The 24,223-nt window shown below is 32.8% G+C and carries 21 protein-coding genes; 4 read left to right on the plus strand and 17 right to left on the minus strand.

Features of this window, described 5'->3' with window-relative positions:
- Positions 1–172: 172 nt before the first annotated feature.
- The gene (groL, locus tag ACWJKE_RS10910) at positions 173–1,801 is read right to left on the minus strand and encodes a chaperonin GroEL (RefSeq protein WP_165412564.1); all 1,629 of its coding nucleotides are present in this window, start codon (positions 1,799–1,801) and stop codon (positions 173–175) included.
- Positions 1,802–1,879: 78 nt separating this feature from the next.
- Positions 1,880–2,167, minus strand: a complete 288-nt coding sequence (locus tag ACWJKE_RS10915) for a co-chaperone GroES (RefSeq protein WP_165412565.1) — start codon at positions 2,165–2,167, stop codon at positions 1,880–1,882.
- A 292-nt stretch (positions 2,168–2,459) separates the two neighbouring features.
- Here ACWJKE_RS10915 and ACWJKE_RS10920 point away from each other — a divergent pair, with 292 nt between their 5' ends.
- Complete coding sequence (locus ACWJKE_RS10920; RefSeq protein WP_216302292.1) at positions 2,460–3,170, plus strand: TIGR01906 family membrane protein; 711 nt, start codon at positions 2,460–2,462, stop codon at positions 3,168–3,170.
- 59 nt (positions 3,171–3,229) lie between these two features.
- On the opposite strand, the gene ACWJKE_RS10925 is transcribed toward ACWJKE_RS10920, so the two are convergent.
- The 12 genes from ACWJKE_RS10925 to ACWJKE_RS10980 all read right to left on the minus strand — a co-directional run bounded on the left by ACWJKE_RS10925 (position 3,230) and on the right by ACWJKE_RS10980 (position 15,106).
- The gene (locus ACWJKE_RS10925) at positions 3,230–3,943 is read right to left on the minus strand and encodes a TVP38/TMEM64 family protein (RefSeq protein ID WP_216302293.1); all 714 of its coding nucleotides are present in this window, start codon (positions 3,941–3,943) and stop codon (positions 3,230–3,232) included.
- 79 nt (positions 3,944–4,022) lie between these two features.
- Positions 4,023–4,904 (minus strand): DNA-3-methyladenine glycosylase family protein, encoded by an 882-nt coding sequence (locus tag ACWJKE_RS10930; RefSeq protein ID WP_216302344.1) that lies wholly within the window; start codon positions 4,902–4,904, stop codon positions 4,023–4,025.
- 11 nt (positions 4,905–4,915) lie between these two features.
- Complete coding sequence (locus ACWJKE_RS10935; protein ID WP_216302294.1) at positions 4,916–5,338, minus strand: C-GCAxxG-C-C family (seleno)protein; 423 nt, start codon at positions 5,336–5,338, stop codon at positions 4,916–4,918.
- Between the two features lie 112 nt (positions 5,339–5,450).
- The gene (gene gltA / locus ACWJKE_RS10940) at positions 5,451–6,833 is read right to left on the minus strand and encodes an NADPH-dependent glutamate synthase (RefSeq protein ID WP_216302295.1); all 1,383 of its coding nucleotides are present in this window, start codon (positions 6,831–6,833) and stop codon (positions 5,451–5,453) included.
- Positions 6,833–7,702 (minus strand): sulfide/dihydroorotate dehydrogenase-like FAD/NAD-binding protein, encoded by an 870-nt coding sequence (locus tag ACWJKE_RS10945; RefSeq protein ID WP_462958822.1) that lies wholly within the window; start codon positions 7,700–7,702, stop codon positions 6,833–6,835. The genes gltA and ACWJKE_RS10945 overlap by 1 nt, the downstream gene beginning before the upstream one ends.
- Before the next feature lie 410 nt (positions 7,703–8,112).
- Positions 8,113–9,279 carry an iron-containing alcohol dehydrogenase gene (locus ACWJKE_RS10950; RefSeq protein ID WP_216302297.1) on the minus strand — a complete coding sequence of 389 codons (1,167 nt, stop codon included), beginning with the start codon at positions 9,277–9,279 and terminating at the stop codon, positions 8,113–8,115.
- Positions 9,280–9,480: 201 nt separating this feature from the next.
- Positions 9,481–10,329: a 3-hydroxybutyryl-CoA dehydrogenase gene (locus ACWJKE_RS10955; RefSeq protein ID WP_165412573.1), complete on the minus strand. Its 849-nt coding sequence runs from the start codon at positions 10,327–10,329 to the stop codon at positions 9,481–9,483.
- Between the two features lie 118 nt (positions 10,330–10,447).
- A complete protein-coding gene (locus ACWJKE_RS10960; RefSeq protein ID WP_216302298.1) occupies positions 10,448–11,455 on the minus strand; it encodes an electron transfer flavoprotein subunit alpha/FixB family protein in 1,008 nt (335 codons plus the stop codon).
- A gap of 20 nt (positions 11,456–11,475) precedes the next feature.
- The gene (locus ACWJKE_RS10965) at positions 11,476–12,258 is read right to left on the minus strand and encodes an electron transfer flavoprotein subunit beta/FixA family protein (protein WP_216302299.1); all 783 of its coding nucleotides are present in this window, start codon (positions 12,256–12,258) and stop codon (positions 11,476–11,478) included.
- Between the two features lie 14 nt (positions 12,259–12,272).
- Positions 12,273–13,412: an acyl-CoA dehydrogenase gene (locus ACWJKE_RS10970; protein WP_216302300.1), complete on the minus strand. Its 1,140-nt coding sequence runs from the start codon at positions 13,410–13,412 to the stop codon at positions 12,273–12,275.
- A gap of 82 nt (positions 13,413–13,494) precedes the next feature.
- Complete coding sequence (locus ACWJKE_RS10975; protein WP_165412577.1) at positions 13,495–14,274, minus strand: short-chain-enoyl-CoA hydratase; 780 nt, start codon at positions 14,272–14,274, stop codon at positions 13,495–13,497.
- Positions 14,275–14,467: 193 nt separating this feature from the next.
- Positions 14,468–15,106 (minus strand): redox-sensing transcriptional repressor Rex, encoded by a 639-nt coding sequence (locus ACWJKE_RS10980; RefSeq protein ID WP_165412578.1) that lies wholly within the window; start codon positions 15,104–15,106, stop codon positions 14,468–14,470.
- 281 nt (positions 15,107–15,387) lie between these two features.
- Between ACWJKE_RS10980 and abc-f the strand changes: the two genes are divergently transcribed.
- Positions 15,388–17,313, plus strand: coding sequence for a ribosomal protection-like ABC-F family protein (abc-f, locus tag ACWJKE_RS10985; protein ID WP_216302301.1), 1,926 nt, complete (start codon positions 15,388–15,390; stop codon positions 17,311–17,313).
- Positions 17,314–17,375: 62 nt separating this feature from the next.
- Here the strand turns inward: abc-f and ACWJKE_RS10990 are convergent, their stop codons facing one another.
- Positions 17,376–18,647, minus strand: coding sequence for a M14 family zinc carboxypeptidase (locus ACWJKE_RS10990; RefSeq protein ID WP_462958823.1), 1,272 nt, complete (start codon positions 18,645–18,647; stop codon positions 17,376–17,378).
- Between the two features lie 268 nt (positions 18,648–18,915).
- Between ACWJKE_RS10990 and ACWJKE_RS10995 the strand changes: the two genes are divergently transcribed.
- Both ACWJKE_RS10995 and ACWJKE_RS11000 read left to right on the plus strand, forming a co-directional pair.
- Complete coding sequence (locus tag ACWJKE_RS10995; RefSeq protein ID WP_216302303.1) at positions 18,916–20,265, plus strand: TIGR00366 family protein; 1,350 nt, start codon at positions 18,916–18,918, stop codon at positions 20,263–20,265.
- Between the two features lie 172 nt (positions 20,266–20,437).
- Positions 20,438–21,784 (plus strand): short-chain fatty acid transporter, encoded by a 1,347-nt coding sequence (locus ACWJKE_RS11000; RefSeq protein ID WP_220287276.1) that lies wholly within the window; start codon positions 20,438–20,440, stop codon positions 21,782–21,784.
- Positions 21,785–21,877: 93 nt separating this feature from the next.
- Here ACWJKE_RS11000 and kamE read toward each other — a convergent pair whose 3' ends face one another.
- Together kamE and kamD are read right to left on the minus strand one after the other, a co-directional pair.
- Complete coding sequence (gene kamE / locus ACWJKE_RS11005) at positions 21,878–22,666, minus strand: lysine 5,6-aminomutase subunit beta (protein ID WP_220287274.1); 789 nt, start codon at positions 22,664–22,666, stop codon at positions 21,878–21,880.
- A complete protein-coding gene (kamD, locus tag ACWJKE_RS11010; protein ID WP_216302306.1) occupies positions 22,666–24,222 on the minus strand; it encodes a lysine 5,6-aminomutase subunit alpha in 1,557 nt (518 codons plus the stop codon). The genes kamE and kamD overlap by 1 nt, the downstream gene beginning before the upstream one ends.
- Position 24,223 lies beyond the last annotated feature (1 nt).

Here is a 24,223-nt window from a genome sequence, read left to right on the forward strand (position 1 = left end):
GTTTAAGCATTTGTCAATGAATATTTCTAGTATGTTCATGAACTAGTTCGCGAACATACTAGAAACATAATTATAAGGCTTAACAAAATAAAAAAAATTAACTAAGGCAAAACCCTAGTTAATTTTTTATTTGAATATACTTTATTTATAATAATTATTGTTCAAATTATTTTTAGTACATTCCATCCATTCCCATTCCTGGTGCGCCACCCATTGGTGCTGAATTCTTTTCTGGAATATCTGCAACTGCAACTTCAGTTGTTAAGAATGTTGCTGCAACAGATGCTGCGTTTTGAAGTGCTGATCTTACAACTTTTGTTGGATCAACAATCCCAGCTTTTATCATGTTTACCATTTCTCCACGTAAAGCATCATATCCATTTTCTCCAGCGCTTTCTCTTACTTTTTCTATTATAACTGAAGCTTCAGCGCCAGCATTTGTAGCTATTTGTCTTAATGGTTCTTCTAATGCTCTTTTAATTATGTTAATACCCACTTGAACATCTGGTGTATCTGATGATAATTTTGCAATCTCAGAAATAGCATTAATATAAACTGTTCCACCACCAGGAACTATTCCCTCTTCAACTGCTGCTTTTGTAGCTGCAAGAGCATCTTCTATTCGGAGTTTCTTTTCTTTTAATTCAGTTTCAGTAGCAGCTCCAACTTTTATTACAGCTACTCCGCCTGCAAGTTTAGCAAGTCTTTCTTGTAATTTTTCTCTATCAAAATCTGATGTAGTTTCTTCAATTTGCTTTTTAATTTGGGAAACTCTATCATGTATTGTATCTTTTTCACCCTTGCCATTTACTATAGTAGTGTTTTCTTTAGATATTTTAACACTTTCTGCTTTTCCAAGCATGTCAACAGTAACATCTTTTAGTTCTCTTCCTAATTCTTCGCATATAACTTCTCCTCCAGTTAGGATTGCTATATCTTGAAGCATTTCTTTTCTTCTGTCACCAAAACCTGGTGCTTTAACAGCTACACAAGTAAAAGTTCCTCTTAATTTATTAACAACTAATGTGCTTAAAGCTTCACCCTCAATATCTTCAGCAATTATTAATAACTTTTTGCCTTGTTGAACGATTTGCTCAAGTATTGGAAGTATGTCTTGTATATTAGTAATTTTCTTATCAGTTATTAAAATATATGGCTCATCAAGATTCGCTTCCATTTTTTCTGCATCTGTAACCATATATGCACTTAAATATCCTCTATCAAATTGCATTCCTTCAACAACATCAAGTTCTGTTCCCATAGATTTTGATTCTTCTACAGTTATAACACCTTCGTTGCCTACTCTTTCCATAGCATCAGCAATTAGAGCTCCTGTTACTTCATCACTAGCTGATATAGCAGCAACTCTCGATATATCTTCCTTACCATTAACTGGTTTAGAAGATTTTTTAATTTCTTCAACAGCTTTATCTACAGCCATTTTTATACCAGTTCTTATTAACATTGGATTGGCACCAGCTGTAACATTTTTTAAACCTTCTCTTATTATAGCTTGGGCAAGCAATGTAGCTGTAGTTGTTCCATCTCCTGCTACATCATTTGTCTTTGTAGCAACTTCTTTAACAAGTTGTGCTCCCATATTTTCAAATGCATCTTCTAGCTCTATTTCCCTAGCTATAGTAACACCATCATTTGTTATTAATGGTGATCCAAACTTTTTATCTAAAATAACATTTCTTCCTTTAGGTCCGAGTGTTATTTTAACAGTGTTTGCAAGTTTATCTACACCTCTTTGCATAGCTCTTCTCGCTTCTTCTCCAAACAATATATCTTTAGCCATTTTAAACCCTCCTATACGACGCTAATGATTAAATAATCATTTACTATCAATTATTATTTAATTATTATTACGTTAATGTTATTTTTCAATTACAGCTAATAGTTCATCTTGCTTTAATATGATATACTCAATACCATCATATTTTATTTCACTTCCTGAATATTTAGAGAATAATATTATATCCCCTGCCTTAACTTCCATTTTAATTACTTTCCCATCTTCAACTTTTCCTGGTCCTACTGAAACTACTTCAGCCTCTTGTGGTTTTTCCTTTGAAGCTCCTGCAAGAAGTATTCCACTTTTTGTAGTTTCTTCCGCCTCTAATCTTTTAATTAACACTCTATCACTAAGTGGTCTAATATTCATTTTAAACCCCTCCTTATATATTTTTGTTGTTTTTGTTAGCACTCATCACATCTGAGTGCTAATGAGTTCTATACCTAATATTTTAATTAATAATCAGTATAATATCAACTTCACCTATTCCATATATTATACCATTTATACGCAACTAAACTATATTATGTTTAGTTATCACTGCATTATATAGTTTTTCTCTTGTTTACTTACTTTTTAATGAAATTATAATTTTAGCACATTTTTATTATCATTGAATATATTTTGATTTATTGTTAAAATCACTAATAGAGGTGATTTTATGAATAGTCTATATAAATGGTTTAATAACTATTTTTTTAGAGACTCCATTTTCAGAAATGTAAAAACGCTTATTAAATTTTCATTCAAAACGTTTTTTATCTTAAGTTTTACTTTTTCTTTTATAATTTTAAGCATAAATCTTACTTTGCTTTTTAAACCATTATACTATATGGATATTGATGTTTTAAAAATTGAAGAATCTTCTAATTTAAATAAAAAGGAACTAAAGACTAATTATGACTATGTAATCACATATTTAACTCAAAATAAAATTGAAGAATTCACTCTTCCAACGCTACCTTCATCCAATAATGGTAAAATTCATTTTAAGGAAGTTAAAATAATATTTGATACTCTTAAGGTAATGCTATTTTTCTCCATATTAATAAGTATTATAGGTATAATCATAAATAAGAGACACAAAACAATAAGATACTTGTTAACTAGTTCAATTTTTCTTATTATCGTACCTATAATATTACTTATACCCTTTTTAATTAATTTCGATAAAAGCTTCACAGCTTTTCATCATATTTTCTTTAAAAATGATTACTGGTTATTTGATATTGAACATGATCCAATAATAACGATCCTTCCACAGGATTTTTTCTTCCATTGTGCAATATTAATAATTATTTTGATTACTATAAGTAGCATAATATTAAGGTGTATATATAAATCACAATATAAAAAGCTACGCTCTTTATAATATTTATAAAAAGCTATACTCTTTATAATATTTTATAAAACATGTGTTATCGTAACTTTTTAATAAGATTTTTTCTTTTTAATTACATTTTTTATTATAGTATTTCCTTTAAAAATCCCTACTATTGATATAATACTCATTGTTATGCCTATAGTTATTAAACTTGTAACATCCCATGCATCTATTTTTTGACCAAAATAAGAAGAAATAAAAATCCCTGGAATTCTACCGAGTGTTGAATATATAAAGAAATCTTTAAAAGAAACATCAGATACTCCACATATGTATATTAGAGCATCTTTAGGTATTCCTGGGATTAAAAAAAAAATGAATATAACATTTTTTTTGCTTCCTATTTTTAATATTTTTCTAAAAAATTTCACTTTCTTTTTTAATAACAACTTTTCCACAAAAGGCCTACCATAACTATTAGCAATAAGATATACTATTATACCTCCTAAAGTAATACCCATTAAAGATATTATACCGCCTAAAAATGCACCGAAAATATATCCTCCAGCAATTTGTATAAATTCTCCTGGAATAAAAAAAACTACTACTTGTAAAACCTGCATAAGAATGAAAATTAAAACACTGAAATTTCCATAAGAAAGAATAACTTCTTTTAATATATTCGGATTTCTCAATATATATGAATACTTGAAATAATATTCATATCCTATGTATGCGAAAGCTAGCAAAACTGCTGATAGTAATATATATTGTTTATATCCTGATACCTTCATTCTAATACTATTCCACATTCTTTTCATTGTTTTTCATCCTCTTCACTCTTGTATTTATTTCAATAGTAACTCATAGTTTTATATAGTATTACTTGCTTTGCTTAATTTATTCTATTTTAATATTATTTTCTCTTGCATAATAAAACAAATACTGTTGTGCAAAACCTGCTAAGTTTTCAAATTTGTCTCTAGCGAAGGTCCTTATTTTAGGTAGAGAGACATCTGGTGCTAAATAAAAAAATTGCATCGCCCTCTTAACCCACACATCCACTGGGAAAGCAGAATATTTTTGCATAGAAAATAACATAATACAATCCGCCACTTTTGGGCCTATTCCACTAAGTTTTTTTAGTTCTTCATGGCAAATATCATCTTCCGCGGCTTTAATAAGCTCCAAATTCACTTCACCAGTATATACCTGATGTACTGTGTTTTTTACATATTTAGATCTAAACCCCAGACTACAACTCTGAATTTCTTCTATAGTAGCTTCTTCTAAATCTGCAGGCGTTGGAAATGTGTAGTACGTTTTCCCCTTATATTCTATTGGTTTTCCCCATTTTTTGCTCAAATTGTTTATAGCTCTTTTTATCATTGGGATTCTATTATTTGAAGAAATTATAAATGATATGGTAAGTTCAAAAGGCTCCTGCTGCAATAATCTAATGCCATACCCGAAATCAACAGATCTTTTAAGAAGAGGATCCATCTTAAATTTCTCTTTGATAACTGTGTAATTTCTTTTAAGGTCAAAATAATCACACCAAATCTCATTAAATTCTTCCTCATTTATATTATATATCTTTACTTGCGTCCCCTTTTTTTCTACTTCTATTACCTTCCCATATGCTACCCCTATGTAATTGCCATTAGGCTCCTTGTCCCATCTAAAGCATTGCCCACATTCGAATATATGGTCTAGTTCAAAGTTCTCTACATCTTTTATTATAATGCCTTCATTAAATGATTCAATATTTTTGTAATCCATAATTTTTCCTTTCATTGAGTTAAATTATTAACTTTTAATTCGCGTATCACAATTTCATCTAATATTTCAGTAGCAGTTTCAATCATTACCTTGCAACTACCATCCTCTTTTTTATATTTTGCTTTAAGAGCCGCGCAATTATTCGTGCTTAACTTTGATTCAAATTTTTGGAAGAATTCCTGACATAGTCTTTTAACTCTATCACCTTCATGCGCTTTTTCTTTAGTAAATAATATACCTATAACTGCCAAAGAACCTGTTATTGCTCCGCATATGCTCTCAATACCCATTCCTCCACCAAATGATGACATAGTTTTAAACGTTTCGCTTTTTAATTTCATATTATATTCATCACTAGCAGCGTAAATCATCACCTCAGCACAACTTAAATCATATTCCTTAGTGTAATATTTATTTATTTTATCTATTAACATAATATACCTCCTCCTATGCAATATTATTATACCAAATAGTTGTTACCTGTCCTCACTTTTTTAAAACAAACTCCATAAACCTTTGTTTATGGAGTTTGTAATTTAAAAATTATTATTTTGTTAACATTCCATCTATAGCTTTAGCAGCTTTTTTACCTGCTTCCATAGCTAATATAACTGTAGCAGCTCCTGAAACAGCATCTCCACCAGCATATACATTCTTTTTAGATGTTAATCCTGTTTCATCTTCTGCAACTATGCACTTCCATTTATTGATTTCTAACCCTTCTGTTGTTAAAGGAATTAATGGATTTGGTGATGTACCTAGAGACATTATAACCGTATTTACATCCATTATGAATTCCGACCCTTCAATCGCTATAGGTCTTCTTCTTCCTGATGCATCGGGTTCTCCTAGCTCCATTCTTATACACTTCATGCCTATAACATTCCCTTTTTCATCTCCTAGGATTTCAATTGGATTCACAAGTAAATCCATTATAACTCCCTCTTCTTTTGCGTGATGCACTTCTTCGGCTCTTGCAGGAAGTTCTGATTCTGATCTCCTGTACACTATGTGCCCTTCTGCTCCAAGTCTCACTGCTGTACGCACAGAGTCCATAGCAACATTTCCTCCACCTACAACAGCAACCTTTTCACCTGTTCTTATAGGAGTCTGATACCCCTCTTTAAATGCTTTCATCAAATTGCTTCTAGTTAAATATTCATTAGCAGAAAATACTCCATTTAAATTTTCTCCTGGTATTCCCATGAACATTGGAAGTCCAGCACCTGAACCGATAAATACAGCTTTAAAATCTTCTTCTTCCATCAGCTGATTTATTGTTACAGTTCGTCCTACTATCACATTCGTTTCTAATTTAACTCCTAATTTCTTAACATTTTCAACTTCATGTTTAACAACTGTATCTTTTGGCAACCTAAACTCTGGAATTCCATATACCAAAACTCCACCAGCTTCATGAAGTGCTTCAAAAATAGTTACATCGTACCCAGCTTTAGCTAAATCTCCTGCGCAGGTAAGTCCTGAAGGACCACTTCCGATTACCGCAACCTTAATGCCATTTTTAGGTTTTGTTTCTGAAAGGTCAACATTATGCTCTCTTGAATAGTCACCTACAAATCTTTCAAGTTTACCAATAGCTATGGCATCTCCCTTTATTCCTAATATACATTTGCTTTCGCATTGAGTTTCTTGTGGACAAACTCTTCCACAGACTGCTGGTAACGCACTATATTTTGCAATTACCTTAACTGCCTCTGTAAATTCTCTATTTTTTATGTGAGCTATGAACCCAGGAATATCTATTGCTACTGGACATTTTCCAACACACATTGGCTTTTTACAATTTAAACACCTTGTAGCTTCCTCAACTGCTTCGTCCTCTGTATATCCTAAACATACCTCTTCAAAATTAGTTGCTCTTACTTTTGGATCTTGTTCCCCTATTGCAACTCTGTTCATTTTACCCATTATTTAGCACCTCCTAAACCGCAGCCTGCTTTAATGCCTTCACCTTTAGAACTCTCTTGAGTTTTGTACATTGTTTGTCTTCTCATTGCCTCATCAAAATTAACTTTATGACCATCAAATTCTGGACCATCAACGCAAGCAAATTTAGTCTCACCATCTACAGTAAGTCTGCAAGCTCCACACATTCCTGTTCCATCAACCATAATAGGATTCATGCTTACAATAGTTGATATTCCAAGTTCTTCAGTCAATTTGCAAACAAATTTCATCATTATCATTGGTCCAATTGCAACAACTAAATCGTATTTTATGCCATCATTTTGAACTAATTCTTTTAATTTATTTGTGACAAGTCCCTTATATCCATATGAACCATCATCAGTACATGGATATACATTCCCTGCTACTTTCTTCATTTCTTCTTCCATAATTACATAATCTTTAGCCTTTGCGCCTATTATTACGTCTGCCTTAATACCTTGATCGCTGAGCCATTTAACTTGAGGGTAAACTGGTGCAGTTCCTAGCCCGCCAGCTACAAACACAATTTTCTTTTTCTTTAAATCTTCAATGCTCTCACTCATTAATTCAGATGCTTGTCCAAGTGGTCCTACAAAATCTGAAAATGAGTCACCAATTTCATACTTTTCCATTTTTTTTGTTGAACAACCTATTGTTTGAACTACTATAGTTACTGTACCTCTTAACGCATCATAATCACTAATTGTTAAAGGTATTCTTTCGCCTTTTTCATCCATCTTTATAATTATAAATTGACCTGGTTTTGCTGATTTAGCTACTCTCGGAGCCTCAATATCCATTAAGAATATCTGAGGTGCTAATGCTCTCTTTTCGACTATTTTATACATTTTTAATCCTCCATATTCATATATGATTTTGGTCTGCCTATGTTCCTACACTAAAACCTTCGTTATTATATATTCATTTTACCACAAAAATCTAAATTATATATTTGTTAAAATACATTTTACATTATCTCTATTTTGTCAAAATAAATTTCACTTGAAATTTTTATTAGAGTGAAAATACTAAGTCAAAATAGACAGGTAGTAAAGAGTATTAAATACTAATGCTCTTTACTACCTGTCCTCTTATTAATCATTTAATTATTGTCTATTGGTACAATTTCATAATGTGCCTAATATTAAATCATCTCCTGCGGAGCTGCATATTAACGACTTCAGAAGGAGATTTATACTCCTACTTAAAGTAGGTACTCCCACTTATAGAATTGGGAGACTTTCCTTCTGAAATGTCGTTAAAATTTAACTTTTTCTCCTGTAAAGGTACAAGTTAATATCTTTTTCATTTCGCAAGTATTTATTGGTCTTGGGTTAGATCCTGTGCATGCATCTTTTATAGCATTTTCAGATATAAAATCTACATTTGCATCAAACTCTTCTTTTGTCATTCCGTTTTCCTTTAAAGAAGTTGGTATATTCATAGCTTTATTTAAATCTCTTATCATATCAGTTAATGAATCAATTAATTCATCTTCTGTATTTCCAGCTAAATTAAGACTTCTAGCAATTGTAGCATATCTATCTCCACAAGATTTTTTGTTAAAATCTATAACATATGGAAGTAATATTGCATTAGCTAAGCCATGTGCAACATGAAATACGCCACCTATTTTGTGTGCCATACTATGAGATATTCCTAGTAGTGCGTTGGAAAATGCCATTCCCGCAAGACATTGTGCAATGTGCATTTCATTTCTCGCTTCCACATCACCTTCAAATGATTTTAATATATTTTCTCTAATCATAGTTATAGCTTGTATTGCAAGAGGATCTGAAAAGCTTGACCTAAGTCCTGCTACATAAGCCTCAAATGCATGTGTTAATGCATCCATACCTGTATGTGCTACTAATTTAGGTGGCATTGTTTGAGCTAGTGCTGGGTCTACTATTGCTATATCTGGTGTTAAGTTGAAGTCCGCTAAAGGATATTTTATTTTTGCTTTATAGTCAGTTATTACTGAAAATGCTGTAACTTCGGTTGCTGTTCCACTAGTTGATGGTATAGCTATAAATTTAGCTTTTTGTCTTAAGTCAGGAATACCAAATGGTATAACCGCTTGTTCAAAAGTAAATTCTGGATACTCATAAAAAATCCACATAGCTTTTGCTGCGTCAATTGGTGAACCACCCCCGATTGATACTATTAAGTCCGGCTGGAATTCTCTCATTACTGCTGCACCGTTCATAACTGTTTCTACCGATGGATCTGGTTCTACTCCAGTAATATGCTTAACTTCAATTCCAGCTTCTTTTAAATAAGCTTCAACCGTATCTAAGAATCCGAATCTTTTCATAGAGCTTCCGCCAGTAACTATTACTGCTTTTCTGCCTTTTAAGGTTTTTAACACCTCTAATGAATTTTCTCCAAAATAAATATCTCTTGGTAACGTAAATCTATTCATTATATTTCCCCCCATTTTTAAAAAATATTATATTCTTTTATACGTTTATGCCTAGTTGTTTATACCAACTTTTGTCATTTCTTTGTTATATTGTTAATGATATATCATTAACAATGCAAAGTCAACATTAAAACAAGAGCATTACAACCCTCTACAAGTTGTAATGCTCTCTAAATTCATTGTTCATATTAAAATAATATCTTATTTCGAATAATCAAATATTCCCTTTTTAGTTTTTCTTCCTAGCAATCCGCCTCTAACATATTTTCTTAAAAGACTATGAGCTCTGTACTTATTGTCTCCTGTTTCAGTATATAAAACATCCATGATAGCAAGACATACATCAAGACCTATAAGGTCTCCTAGTGCTAGAGGTCCCATTGGATGATTAGCGCCAAGTTTCATTGCTTTATCGATATCTTCTGCAGATGCAACACCTTCTGCAAGTATTCCTACAGCTTCGTTAATCATTGGTATTAATATTCTGTTTACAACAAATCCAGGAGCTTCAGCAACTTCTACTGGATCCTTACCGATTGCAATTGCAATTTCTTTAACTGCATCGAAAGTTTCAGTGGACGTACCCATTCCTTTAATTATTTCTACAAGCTTCATCATTGGAGCTGGATTAAAGAAATGCATTCCTATAACTTTGTCAGGTCTATTTGTAGCAGCTCCTACTTCAGTTATAGACAGTGATGATGTATTTGATGATAATATAGTTTCCGGCTTACATATTCTGTCAAGCTCTGCAAAAATTTCTTTCTTTATTTTCATAATTTCTACAGCTGCTTCAACTACTAAATCACAGTCTGCTGCTAATTCCATATCAGTAGTTCCTGTAATTCTTGAAAGTATTTCTTCCATTTGTGCTTCAGTAATTTTTTCTTTTTTAACTAATCTTTCTAAATTCTTTTTAATTGTAACAAGTCCTCTATCAACAAATTCATCTTTAATATCTCTCATTATTACTTCGCAACCACTTACTGCGAATGTTTGAACAATACCCGCTCCCATAGTTCCAGCTCCAAGTACAAAAATCTTTTTCATAATAACACACTCCTTTTATTTTTTTAAAAACTAAAAGTAATAAATATTTTTAAAACTTACTCTAATGCTAAATTTCAGCATTAGAGCAAGTTCATTTAAATACTACTTTAAAATCTAATTATTTGTTTCTTAATGTATTAATCTGAGCTATCATTTCTGGAATAACTTTTATGAAATCTCCAGCAATAGCTACATCAGCAGCTTTCATGATTGGCGCTGTTGCATCTTTGTTTATAGCTATTATGAAATCAGAATCTTGCATACCAGCTAAATGCTGAATTGCTCCTGAAATACCGCAAGCTATGTATACAGTTGGTCTTACAGTTTTTCCTGTTTGACCTACTTGAACTGCTTTATCTATCCAACCATTCTCAACTGCAGCTCTTGATGCTCCAACAACTCCGCCTATGGTAACTGCCAGTTTTTCAAGTAACGCGAAGTTTTCTTTACTTCCAACTCCACGACCACCAGATACTATAATGTTAGCTTCTCCGATATCCGCTAAAACTGAAGCAACTTTTACAACGTCTACTGTTTTAGTTCTGATATCTGATTCTTCTAAGTTTACAGTTATTTTTTCAACTGGGCAGCTTCTTTTTTCATCTCTAGCTAATTTTTCAAAAACTCCTGGTCTAATAGTAGCCATTTGTGGTCTATGTTCTCCACAAACTATTGTAGCCATTAAGTTTCCTCCAAATGCTGGTCTTGTCATCATTAGATTGTTGTTTTCTGTATCTATATCTAATGAAGTGCAATCAGCAGTAAGTCCTGTTGAAAGTCTTGCGGATACTCTTGGTCCTAAATCTCTTCCTAAATAACTTGCTCCTACAAATATAATTTCTGGTTTTCTTTCATTTGCAAGATCACATATTACTTTTGTATATGCATCAGTTGTAAAGTGGCCCAATAATGGATGACTAGCAACTATTACTTTGTCAGCGCCATATGCTACTAATTCTTTAACCATATCATCTGTTTTATCTCCAAGTAATACAGCTGTTAATTCTTCTCCTAATTTATCTGCTATTTCACGTCCCTTACCTAAAAGTTCAAATGAAATCTTTTGAAGTTCTCCGTCTCTTTGCTCAGCAAAGACCCATACGCCCTTGTACTCTTCTATATTCATAACTTAATCCTCCCTGCTTCTTAGATAAAGTGATTTTCTTTTAATTTTGAAACTACATATAAAGCAGCTTCATTAGCTGGTAATTGTATTAATTCGCCTTTTCCCTTAGCTTCTTTGGTCATAGACTTTTTAACCTTTGTTGGTGAACCTTTAAGACCGAGAACAGCTATGTCTGCTCCGATATCTGCTGCATTCCAAACTTTTACTTCTTTATTTTGGAACATTTCAAAAATGCTTTTTATGTTCATATATCTTGGCTCATTCAACTCTTTTATTGCTGTTAAAAGAACAGGAGTCTTAACTTCTATATCTTCATATCCGTCTTCCCAAGCTCTTCTAACTTTTAATCCACCCTTAATTACATCAACTTTTTCAACATATGTTATTTGAGCAAGATTTAAATGTTCTGCTATTTCAGGTCCAACTTGCGCTGTATCTCCGTCTATAGCTTGTCTGCCTGCAAACACTACGTCATAATCTAATTTCTTTAAAGTCGCTGCAAGTGCATGAGATGTAGCTAATGTATCTGCTCCTGCGAATGCTCTGTCAGATACTAATATTGCTTCATCAGCTCCCATAGCTAAAGCTTCTCTCAAAGCTTTTTCTGCTTGTGGGGGTCCCATGCTTATTACTGTTACATGTGCACCATGTTCATCTTTTAATCTTAAAGATTCTTCCAGTGCATTTTTATCATCTGGATTTATTATTGATGGAACGCCTTCTCTTATAAGTGTTCCTGTTTTAGGATCTATTTTAACTTCGTTTGTATCTGGAACTTGTTTTAAACATACAACTATATTCATTCCTTAATCTCCTCCTACTTTAATAAATTTCCAGCTATAACCATTCTTTGAACTTCTGAAGTTCCTTCATATATCTCAGTTATCTTAGCATCTCTCATCATTCTTTCTAATGGATATTCTTTAGTATATCCATATCCTCCGAAGATTTGAACGGCTTTAGTTGTAACTTCCATAGCTGTTTCTGACGCAAATAATTTTGCTCTAGCAGCTTCTACTGTATATGGTAAACCATTATCTTTATTCCATGCTGCTTTATATATTAAAAGTTTAGAAGCCTCAATTTTAACATCAAGTTCTGCAACCATCCATTGTAAACCTTGGAATGCTGAAAGTGGTTTTCCAAATTGTTTTCTTTCTTTCATGTATTTAGTAGCTTCATTGAGTGCGCCTTCTGCAATTCCTAGGGCTTGAGCCGCTACTCCGATTCTTCCTCCATCAAGGGTTTTCATTGCGATACCGAACCCTCTTCCTTCTTTTCCAAGCATGTTTTCTTTAGGAACTATGCAGTTTTCAAATACAAGTTCTGTAGTTGATGATGCTCTTATTCCTAATTTATCTTCGTGTTTACCAATTGAGAATCCTGGAAACTCTTTTTCAACTATGAAAGCAGTGATTCCTTTTGTTCCCTTAGTTTTATCAGTCATTGCAAAAACTACAAATGTATCTGCTACTCCACCGTTTGTGATAAATATTTTTGAACCATTTAATATATAGTTATCACCATCTAAAGTTGCTGTAGTTTGTTGACCTGACGCATCTGTTCCTGCATTAGGTTCTGTTAGTCCAAAAGCTCCTAGTTTTTCACCTTTTGCAAGTGGAACTAAATATTTCATTTTTTGTTCTTCTGTACCGAAAGCATCTATTGGGCCAGCACATAATGAAGTATGAGCTGATAGTATAACTCCTGTAGTTGCACATGCTTTTGATAGTTCTTCAACAGCCATAATGTATGATACATTATTTCCGCCTGCTCCACCGTATTTAGTAGCAATTGGGATACCCATCATATGGTATCTAGCCATTTTCTCTACAGTTTCGCTAGGAAATCTTTCTGTCACGTCTATTTCCGAAGCTAAAGGTTTAACTTCGTTTAATGCGAACTCACTTACCATCTGTTTTACAAATTCTTGTTCTTTTGTCAATGCAAAATTCATGAACTTTCCTCCTCACTATTCTCTGAGACAAATAATAATCTTTAATTGTTATCTGCCTATTCTTTTTACAGAATACTTTTTATTACTTATTTTTAAAGCATTTTTCTGTTTTTTCAATAAATGCTGTCATTCCATTTTTTTGATCTTCAGTCGCATAACATTCTCCGAATATCTCTGACTCGTATGAAAGCGCTGAATCTATATCTATTTGTATTCCCTTATTGATTGCTGCCTTACAAAAACTTACAGCAATAGGTGCTTGTCCTGCAATTGTATTTGCTAGTGCTTTAGCTTCTGATAATAAATTTTCTGGATCAACTACTTTATTTACAAGTCCAATTCTTAATGCCTCTTCCGCATTAATAATCTTTGCTGTATAAATTAGTTCTTTAGCCATTCCAAGTCCTACAAGTCTAGGAAGTCTTTGCGTACCTCCAAAGCCAGGAGTTATTCCAAGACCTACCTCAGGTTGTCCAAATTTTGCTTTTGAAGAAGCGATTCTAATATCACAAGCCATAGAAAGTTCACATCCTCCACCTAGCGCAAAACCGTTTACTGCAGCTATTATAGGTTTTTCTAAAGTTTCTAGTTTTCTGAAAACTTTATTCCCTAGATTTCCAAATTTCCTTCCACCCATAACATTAAGATCTTTCATTTCGGTGATGTCAGCCCCTGCTACGAAAGCTTTTCCTTCTCCTGTTAAGATCACTGCGTAGATTTTATCATCTTCAGCAATTTCATCTATTGCTAAATCTAGCTCTTTTAATGTTTCTGTATTTAATGCATTTAGAGCCTTTGGTCTACTAATTGTAAGTATTGCGACTTTGTCTTCTTTTTGAAGAACAATATTCTTGTATTCCATAACAATCAACTCCTTACGAATTAATCCATTCATTAAATATTTGTTAATAATATAACAAATAAACCTAAATGTAATTGAAGCCCTTCGCCTCAATTACATTATATCTCTTTATAGTAATTATTTCAACAAGAAATATTCATAATCTTTTAAATTAATCTTGTTGATTTCATAAACTTTATAAACTTTGTAAATTTTATGAATATGATTTGTCATTCATTAAACAACTAAGTGTTAGCAAGCTCTCACTTAAATGGACATTCTCCACAATGGTTTCTACAGGCACCTCTAAATCCACAGGTGCAAAATTCCATATACCTTTAACCCCATTTGCTACCATTATGTCACTAACTTTTTGAGCACTAATATGTGGAACACATATTACGCCAATATCTATTGGTGTCGCTTTAAGGAAACGCGCTAATTCATCTAAGTCTATTACTTCAACATCTCTAATTTTTAATCCTATAAGCTTTGGGTTAACATCAAAAATACCCGCCAAGTTAAATGATAGCTTTTCAAAATTAGTATAATTGGCAATAGCTTGCCCGATATTCCCCGCGCCTACTATTACCATCTTATATTCTTTTGAGAGTCCTAGTATTCCACTAATTTCATTCAACAATTCTTTAACATTATATCCGTATCCCTGTTGTCCAAAATCTCCAAAACAATTTAAGTCTTGTCTAATTTGAGATGCTGTAAACCCAATCTTTTCGCCCAATTCTTTCGAGGATATCCTATCTACATCATTTCTTAAAAGTTCTTTTAAATATCTATGGTATTTAGGCAATCTTTTAATAACTGCCATTGATATATTCTTTTTTCTTTCCACAATATACACTCCTCTACGAATATCATAAATTACATACTATCTATACTAACACACTATTATAAATTAAAACTACTTTTGCTATAAATTTAGTAGTTATTGTGAAATTATTACCATTATATATATATATATACTATTATTAAAAATTAATCTATATATATTTCTTTTTTACTACAAAAAATTAAATATAAATAGTACAATAATATATGAAGCAACTTTAATTAATATTTATAACTAATTAAGTTGAATTTTTTTAATACTACATAACAGGGAAGGTGAAAACAATGATAGTTTTAAGTTGCAAGGATATTCACAAAAGTTACGGCATAGATGTTATTTTAGACAAAATAACTTTAAGTATAAATGAAGGTGAAAAGATTGGATTTATTGGTGCTAATGGGGCAGGTAAATCTACGCTTTTTAAAATACTCACATCACAATTGGATTATGATAATGGTGAGCTATTTATAGATAAAAATAAAAAAGTTGGTTATCTATCTCAAAATCTTGAATTAACTTTAAGTAATACTATATATGAAGAAACTCTTTTAGTATTCCACGATCTATTAGGCCTCGAAAAAAGACTTAACAATTTAGAATCAAAAATGAATGAACCTTATGATACTTCCAAAGAAGAATATAATAATAGAATAATAAAAGAATATACATTAATCTGTGAACTTTACAATAACAGGGGCGGCTACACATATAAAGCTGAAATTAATAAGGTTCTCAAAGGTCTTGGCTTTATGGAAGAAGATTATAATAAGCCAATAAACATACTAAGTGGAGGTCAAAAGACTAGAGTTGCACTATGCAAATTATTACTTAAAAATCCCGATATTCTTTTATTAGATGAACCTACTAACCACCTAGACTTAGATGCTATAGAATGGTTAGAAGATTATTTGAAATCTTATAAAGGAACTATTTTTATAATATCCCACGATAGATTCTTTTTAGATGCTATTACCAATAAAACTTTTGAACTTACTAACGGTCATGTAGATTCTTATAATGGAAATTATACAAATTTTATTGATTTAAAGAAAAAAAATTATGAAGTTCAATTAAAAGCATACAATTTGCAACGCTCAGAAATAAAAAGGCAAGAAGACATCATAACTAGATATAGATCCTTTAATAGAGAAAAAAGTGTAAGAGCTGCAGAGAGCAGACAAAAATCCTTAGATAAACTCGACCGGGTTGATTCCCCCGACACAGCTCCTAGGGAAACTAAAATCAAATTTGAAACAGAAATTAAAAGCGGAAATGACGTTCTCCATGCAGAAAATTTATCAAAACGATTTGGAGACAATCTTTTGTTTGAGAATTTAAATCTAGATATAAAAAGATCCGAAAAGTTCGCTCTTATTGGTGAAAATGGTCGTGGCAAAACCACTCTTTTAAATATTATAATGGATAAAATTTCAAGTGATACAGGTATAAAAATATTGGGCAAAAATATTTTTGTAGGATATTATGACCAAGAACAATCAAATTTGAATCCAGAAAAAACTATAATAGATGAGGTTTGGGATGAATTTCCTAAACTTACTACCACAGAAGTACGTACTGCATTAGCTGCATTTTTATTCATAGGAGAAGATGTATTTAAAAGTATATCCACATTGAGTGGTGGTGAAAGATGTAGAATTAATCTTCTAAAAATAATGCTATCAAAATCCAACTTTTTACTATTAGATGAGCCAACAAATCACTTAGATATTATGTCTCGTGAAGCTTTAGAAGATTCGATACTTGGATATGACGGTACTGTTCTTGTAATATCTCATGATAGGTATTTCTTAAACAAGGTAATTACTAAAATACTTGAATTAAAACAAGATGGTCTTAAAGAGTATTTAGGTAATTATACTTATTATATAGAAAAAAAGAAAAACCCTCTAAGGTTCCAAGTAGAAGAAGCCTACGACGGCATGTCAAAAACTCAAATTAATCTTGATAAAAGAAAGAAGAGAGATGAACAAAAACTAGAAAAACAAAAGAAAATCGATTTAAAAGACCTAGAAGATAAAATTACCTCATCGGAACAGCGATTAGAAAAATTAAATAGTGATCTTTGCCTTGAAGAGATTTATTCAAGTCCTAGTCGGAGTGTTGAGACAAACAATCAAATTTCTAGTATTAAAACCGAACTTGAAACTCTTTATGCAAACTGGGAAGACTTTATATCGGAAGTGGACTAAAAATTAAGGCTCTTAGCACACAATCAAACATTTGTGGTCTAAGAGCTTTTTCTTTTAGATACCTAAATTAATGCCCCTTCTAATAAAACTTTAATATTGTCCTTATAAATTTTATTAAACTGACTTATTGGCAGAGGATTTTTTCCAATTCCGACCTCAATGGTATAACCCGGCCTTCTATATTTTTCTATAAACCAATCCTTATATCCTGCATAGCTTGTGATTCCATAGGTTTCTGCTAATTCATAACCACTTAAAGAGGAAAATATCTCTCCTATTTTTCTAGCCTCAGCACTTGCCAAATTTTGAAAATCCCAGTATATTACTTCCCCTTGGGTGTGATACGCTATTACTAATCTAAACCCATGTTTTCTTGTAAAATCTGCTACCGCTTTAGACTCTGATTCTGATTCTGGCGCAGTACCTGAATATCTTGTAGGGCCCGGTCCATATACGCCATAACTTTTTTCCGCGTCCTTTGATTTTTGCCACATAGCATCATAGTTATGATTAAGGTCTACACCGCGAATATTAGCACTCCATGTTTTAGAAAAATCAGAACTCCCATTATTCCACTTAATTAAATCATTGTAGTATGGGTTACTCCTCTCTAGGCCATTAAGCACTAAGTCAATCCCATCTGGATTTACCATAGGCATAATGTATATAGTACTTTTATTCCAGATATCTAAGGCACTATACCCTTCTATATTTTCACCTGTTGCATAGGCTTTAGAAAAGTTTTCAATAAACTTCATCAAAAGCACAGTAGTTATCCATTCAATAGCATGATGAGATCCATTATAAAAAACTTTATTGGGTCCATTACCGAGTTTCACATAATAAAGTTCTTTTCCAAGCTCACTCTTGCCGCCACTATCCACTTCAATAAATGGGTATCTAGCCTTTAGCCCTTCTAAATCTTTTTTCATAATATCATAAGTGTAATCAATATTTGTAAAAACTACATCTAATGAATATGGAACTATGATCACCTCTCCAACCTGCAAGTTGTTAGGATTTATTTGAGGATTTGCAGTAATTATACTTTCTACGGTCACAAAGTACTTACTTGCTATAAGGTATATTGTATCACCCGGTCTAATTCTATAAGTATCATAACCCATTAAAAATCTATTCATAAGTTTATAAGTATCATCATTTACTGTGCCTGTAGGTGATAAGCCAAAATATCTTTGAAACATCAATACTGCCTGTGCCGTTTTAGTTCCGTAAATTCCGTCTATTCCTCCTACATCATAGCCTAATTTATTAAGTAGTGCTTGTATTTCCATTACCGATGTTCCTCTTGAGCCTATTTTTAGGGTTTGCAACTTTTACCCTCCTAAATTTTTCTATAATACTATTATATGAATTTTAATAAAAATGTTGCAGGTTTTAACGAATAAAATACCACACCTATTTTTTTGCCTCCTCCTTTGTATATAAATTTTCACTCATAAAAATATATTTCTCCTTTTTTGACTTATTATATGATGTCATGTATAATTTTGTCATACATATTAATATTTTTTCACAAAAAATCATAAATATGTTTTCTTGTATAGATTAATTTCACATAATAAAATAGGAGGAATAATAATGTTTAAAAAATTTACAAATGGTTGTGTTAATCTTGTCCAAAAGTATTTACCAGACCCATTCATATTTGCTGTAATCCTTACCTTTCTAGTATTAATTTTAGGGATGGTGCTTACTGGTCAAGGACCATTAGCTATGACTATTCACTGGAGTAAGGGTTTGTGGACGCTCCTCGCTTTTTCAATGCAAATGGCGCTAGTATTAGTTACAGGTCATGCGCTTGCCAATGCACCATCTTTTAAAAAGGGTCTTAAAATTCTTGCAAAAATCCCTAAATCACCAAGTCAAGCAATTATTCTTGTTACAATTATTTCTACTATAGCTTGCTGGATTAACTGGGGCTTTGGTCTAGTTATCGGAGCTATTTTTGCTAAGGAATTAGCTAAAGAAGTTAAAGGCGTAGATTATAGACTTTTAATAGCTTCTGCTTATTCAGGCTTTTTAGTATGGCATGCCGGTCTTTCTGGTTCTATACCACTAGTAGTTGCTACAGGTGGTCCTGAGGTAGTAAAAGCTACTGCAGGTGTTGTTACTTCACCTATACCAACCAGCGCTACATTGTTTTCAGGTTATAATCTAATTATATTAGCTATACTTTTAGTAACCTTGCCTCTTATAAACAAAGCTATGCATCCTGACACTGAACATACTATTACTATAGATCCAAAACTTTTGGTGGAGGAACCAATGATTATAATAGCTAAAGAAAAAATGACTCCCGCTGATAAACTTGAGAATAGCTCTATTATCTCAATGTTATTAGTAATTATGGGCTTTAGTTATATTATTTATTATTTTGTTAAAGGTGGTAGTCTTGATTTAAATATTGTTAATGCTATCTTCTTGTTCCTAGGAATTGCTCTTCATGGAACTCCTATAAGGTTTGTTAACGCAATTACATCCGCTGCTAAAGGAACTGCTGGAATTATACTTCAATTCCCATTCTACGCGGGTATTATGGGTATGATGGTTGGTACAAGTGCTAGTGGAATTTCTCTCGCAGGAGTTATGTCTACTTCTTTTGTTAGTATATCTAATCAACATACCTTCCCTCTATTCACTTTCCTAAGCGCAGGACTTGTTAACTTCTTTGTACCATCTGGTGGTGGACAATGGGCTGTTCAAGCTCCCATTATGATGCCCGCTGGTGCAGCTTTAGGTGTGCCTGCTTCAAAAACTGCTATGGCTATTTCATGGGGAGATGCATGGACTAACATGATTCAACCTTTCTGGGCATTACCCGCTCTTGGAATTGCCGGTCTCGGTGCTAAGGACGTAATGGGCTTTTGTATAATCGACTTATTATACTCAGGTGTTATTATTGGACTAGGGCTAATGTTTATATCATAATAGCTAAGGGACTGTCTCAAACTGATTAAAAGTTATTTTAAGTTTATATCGATACCTGTAGATCGGACACTTTGGTAAAAGTGTCTGATCTACAGGTACTTTTTTTGCATAATATAGAATATTGTTACATAGGAGCATTTTAAATTTATATAGCTAATAAGGGGGAATCAAAATGTTCAAAAAATTTACAAATGGTTGTGTTAATCTTGTCCAAAAATATTTACCAGACCCATTCATATTTGCTGTACTTTTAACATTCTTTGTATTAATTTTAGGCATAGTTCTTACTGGACAAAGTCCTTTGGCTATGACTATTCACTGGAGCAAAGGTTTGTGGACATTACTTGCTTTTTCAATGCAAATGGCATTGGTATTAGTTACAGGCCATGCTCTCGCCAATGCACCATCTTTTAAAAAAGGTCTTAAGACCCTTGCAAAAATACCTAAATCACCGAGTCAAGCAATTATTTTGGTTACACTTATTTCTACTATAGCTTGTTGGATCAACTGGGGCTTTGGTTTAGTTATTGGGGCTATTTTCGCTAAGGAATTAGCTAAAGAAGTTAAAGGAGTAGATTATAGGCTTTTAATAGCTTCTGCTTATTCAGGCTTTTTAGTATGGCACGCTGGTCTTTCTGGTTCTATCCCACTAGTAGTTGCTTCTGGTGGTCCTGAAGTTGTAAAAGCTACTGCAGGCGTTGTTACTTCTCCTATACCAACTAGTGCAACATTGTTTTCAGGTTACAATTTAATTATATTAGCTGTACTATTAATTACATTGCCTCTTATAAACAAAGCTATGCATCCTGACATTGATCATACTGTCACTATAGATACAAAACTTTTGGTTGAGAACCCAGTAGTTATAATAGCTAAAGAAGCAATGACTCCTGCTGATAAACTTGAAAACAGCACCCTTATCTCAATGTTATTAGCAATTATGGGCTTTAGTTATATTGTTTACTATTTTGTTAAAGGTGGTAGCCTCGATCTAAACATTGTTAATGCTATTTTCTTGTTCCTAGGAGTTGCTCTTCATGGAACTCCTAGAAGATTTGTTAATGCAATTACAGACGCCGCCAAAGGCGCTGCTGGAATTATACTTCAATTCCCATTCTACGCAGGTATTATGGGAATGATGGTAGGTACAAGCGCTGCTGGAATTTCTCTTGCAGGTGTTATGTCTACTTCTTTCGTTAGTATATCTAATCAACATACCTTTCCACTATTCACTTTTCTAAGTGCAGGACTTGTTAACTTCTTTATACCATCTGGCGGTGGTCAATGGGCTGTTCAAGCTCCTATTATGATGCCTGCCGGTGCAGCTTTAGGCGTACCTGCTGCGAAAACTGCTATGGCTATTGCTTGGGGAGATGCATGGACTAATATGATTCAACCCTTTTGGGCATTACCCGCTCTTGGAATTGCTGGACTCAGTGCTAAGGACGTAATGGGTTTTTGTGTAATTGACTTATTATACTCAGGTATTATTATTGGGTTAGGATTATTCCTTTTCTAGGAAGTTTTTATTATAACAACAAAAGGGGTACATCTTTAAATGATTAAATAAATCAATTAAAGATGTACCCCCTATTTTTTTATTATAAATTTATTAAATTAAACCTCTCTCAACTATCTCCGTAACAGCAAAACTTGCTACATCATCAGCAAATTTTCCTGGTCCGAAACCTGCATCATATCCAAGCTCTTTAGCAAGTTCATGAGTTATTCTTGGACCTCCACAAATTAAGACAACTTTATCTCTGATTCCTTCTGCTTCTAATAATTCTACTAGATTAGTAAGGTTTTGGATGTGTACATCCTTTTGAGTAACTGTTTGAGAAACTAAAAGAACATCTGCTTTAAGCTCTATAGCTTTTTTGATAAATTCTTCATTCTCAACTTGGCTTCCCAAGTTCAAAGCTTCTATCATAGGGTATCTCTCAAGACCATAGTGTCCTGCAAATCCCTTCATGTTCATTACAGCGTCTATCCCAACTGTATGAGCATCTGTTCCTGTACTAGCTCCAATTATTACAACGTCACGTTTAATGTTTTCTTTTATATATTCTCCAATTTGTTTCATATCCATTGTTTCTACTTCTACAGTTTGAACATGAATTTCTTCATAGTTTACAGAATGCGATAATGAACCATAAATAACATAAAAAGAAAATTCTTTATCTAAAGATGCATGATGAGCACAGTTTGGATTTTTAAGTCCCATAGCTTTAGCAAGTTGAAGTGCTGCTTCTACTCCTCTTTCATTATCTTCTACTGGAAGTGTAAAGCTCACTTGTACCTTACCATCATTCATAGTATCTCCATAGGGTTTAATCTTTGTTAAATCCAAATTTTGATCATACTCTTTAACTTCTAATGAATATTGTCCTTCGCTCATTATTTATTTCCCCCTAACATTAAATCTATAAATGGGTTAAAGTAAGCTTTTTCTTTTTCTACAACTCCTGCAAGTCCTTTTCCACCAGTATAAGGTCTCTTAATTCCTGCAAATTTCCCTTGCTGTATCGTACTGAATAAGCCTTCTTTTTCAATTTCTCCAATTAAATCTGCTGCTTTATTTAATACTTCATCAACCCTTGTTTCCATCATGCCACCTTTTTTGAAGGTGATTTCTGATCCTAAATCCTTCATAGTTCTAAATATATATTGAGCATTGTCTATTGATAACGCTCTATCTGACATAAATGGAGTGTGTATTGCTTCTGTAAGCATTCCAAGAAGATGTAACTTTTGTCCTGTCATAATAGTAACCATATTGAATAATGTATCTTGTACTTGTCCTTTAAATATATCTCCAGTCTTAAACTTAGTTGGAGGCATATATTTTAGTGGTGCTCTCGGAAAGATTTCTCTTGCCATTTGCGCTTGTGCTAATTCATATATAAATCCATTTTCAACATCTGGACTTATTTCAAACGCATGCCCAAGTCCCATTTGTTCTTCTGGAATTCCAGCAACTAATGCAAATTGTTCATTTATAAATTGTGAAGCAAGCACTGTATGAGCTTCTTCTACTGCATCTGCAGTAGTTAAATAATTATCTTCTCCAGTGTTTATAATAACTCCCGCAAATCCATTTATTACTCTTGAGAAATATTGGTCAACTATAGTTCTTTGCATGTTGATATCGCGGAAAAGAATTCCGTATAAAGCATCATTGAGCATTACATCTAATCTTTCTATAGCTCCCATAGCAGCTATTTCAGGCATACATAATCCAGAACAATAATTACAAAGTCTTATATATTTCCCCAATTCTTCTCCAACCTCATCAAGGGCCGCTCTCATAAGTCTGAAGTTTTCTTGTGTTGCAAGTGTTCCTCCAGTACCTTCCGTTGTAGCTCCGTATGGAACGAAGTCAAGTAAGCTTTGTCCTGTACTTCTTATTACGGCTATTACATCTGCGCCTTGCTTAGCAGCTGCTCTTGCTTGGGTTATATCTTCATAAATGTTACCTGTAGCAACTATTACATAAAGATATGGGCTACTCTTATCGCCAAATTTTTCAAGGTATGATTCTCTTTTGCCTCTATTTTCTTTAATTTTAGCAACCATTTCTTTAGCTACTTTATCTACAGCCATTTTTATTTCGAATTCTTCATGCATAGGAGTTTTAGTTAAATCCATTTCACCTTTTGCTACTTTCTCAGCAATTTCTTGTGGTGAAAGACCAGTTTCAACCATAGCATTTCCTATAAACATTGACGCACCAAGTGCTAATCCATTACCATTTTTAATGTTATCCACTACTACATTTGGAATTGGTACTCCAACTTCATCTACCCCATCAATACCTAAAAGTCTACACACCGTTCTTTCTACTGTTACTGTAGTATGTATGTCAATAAATTCTTGAGTATCTTTTGCTATGTTTTTAGCTGATTGTCTAGCTTTACTCACAACATCCCAATTCATATTTAATTTGCTTTCCATT

The sequence above is a fragment of the Clostridium sp. CM036 genome, assembly GCF_055081135.1.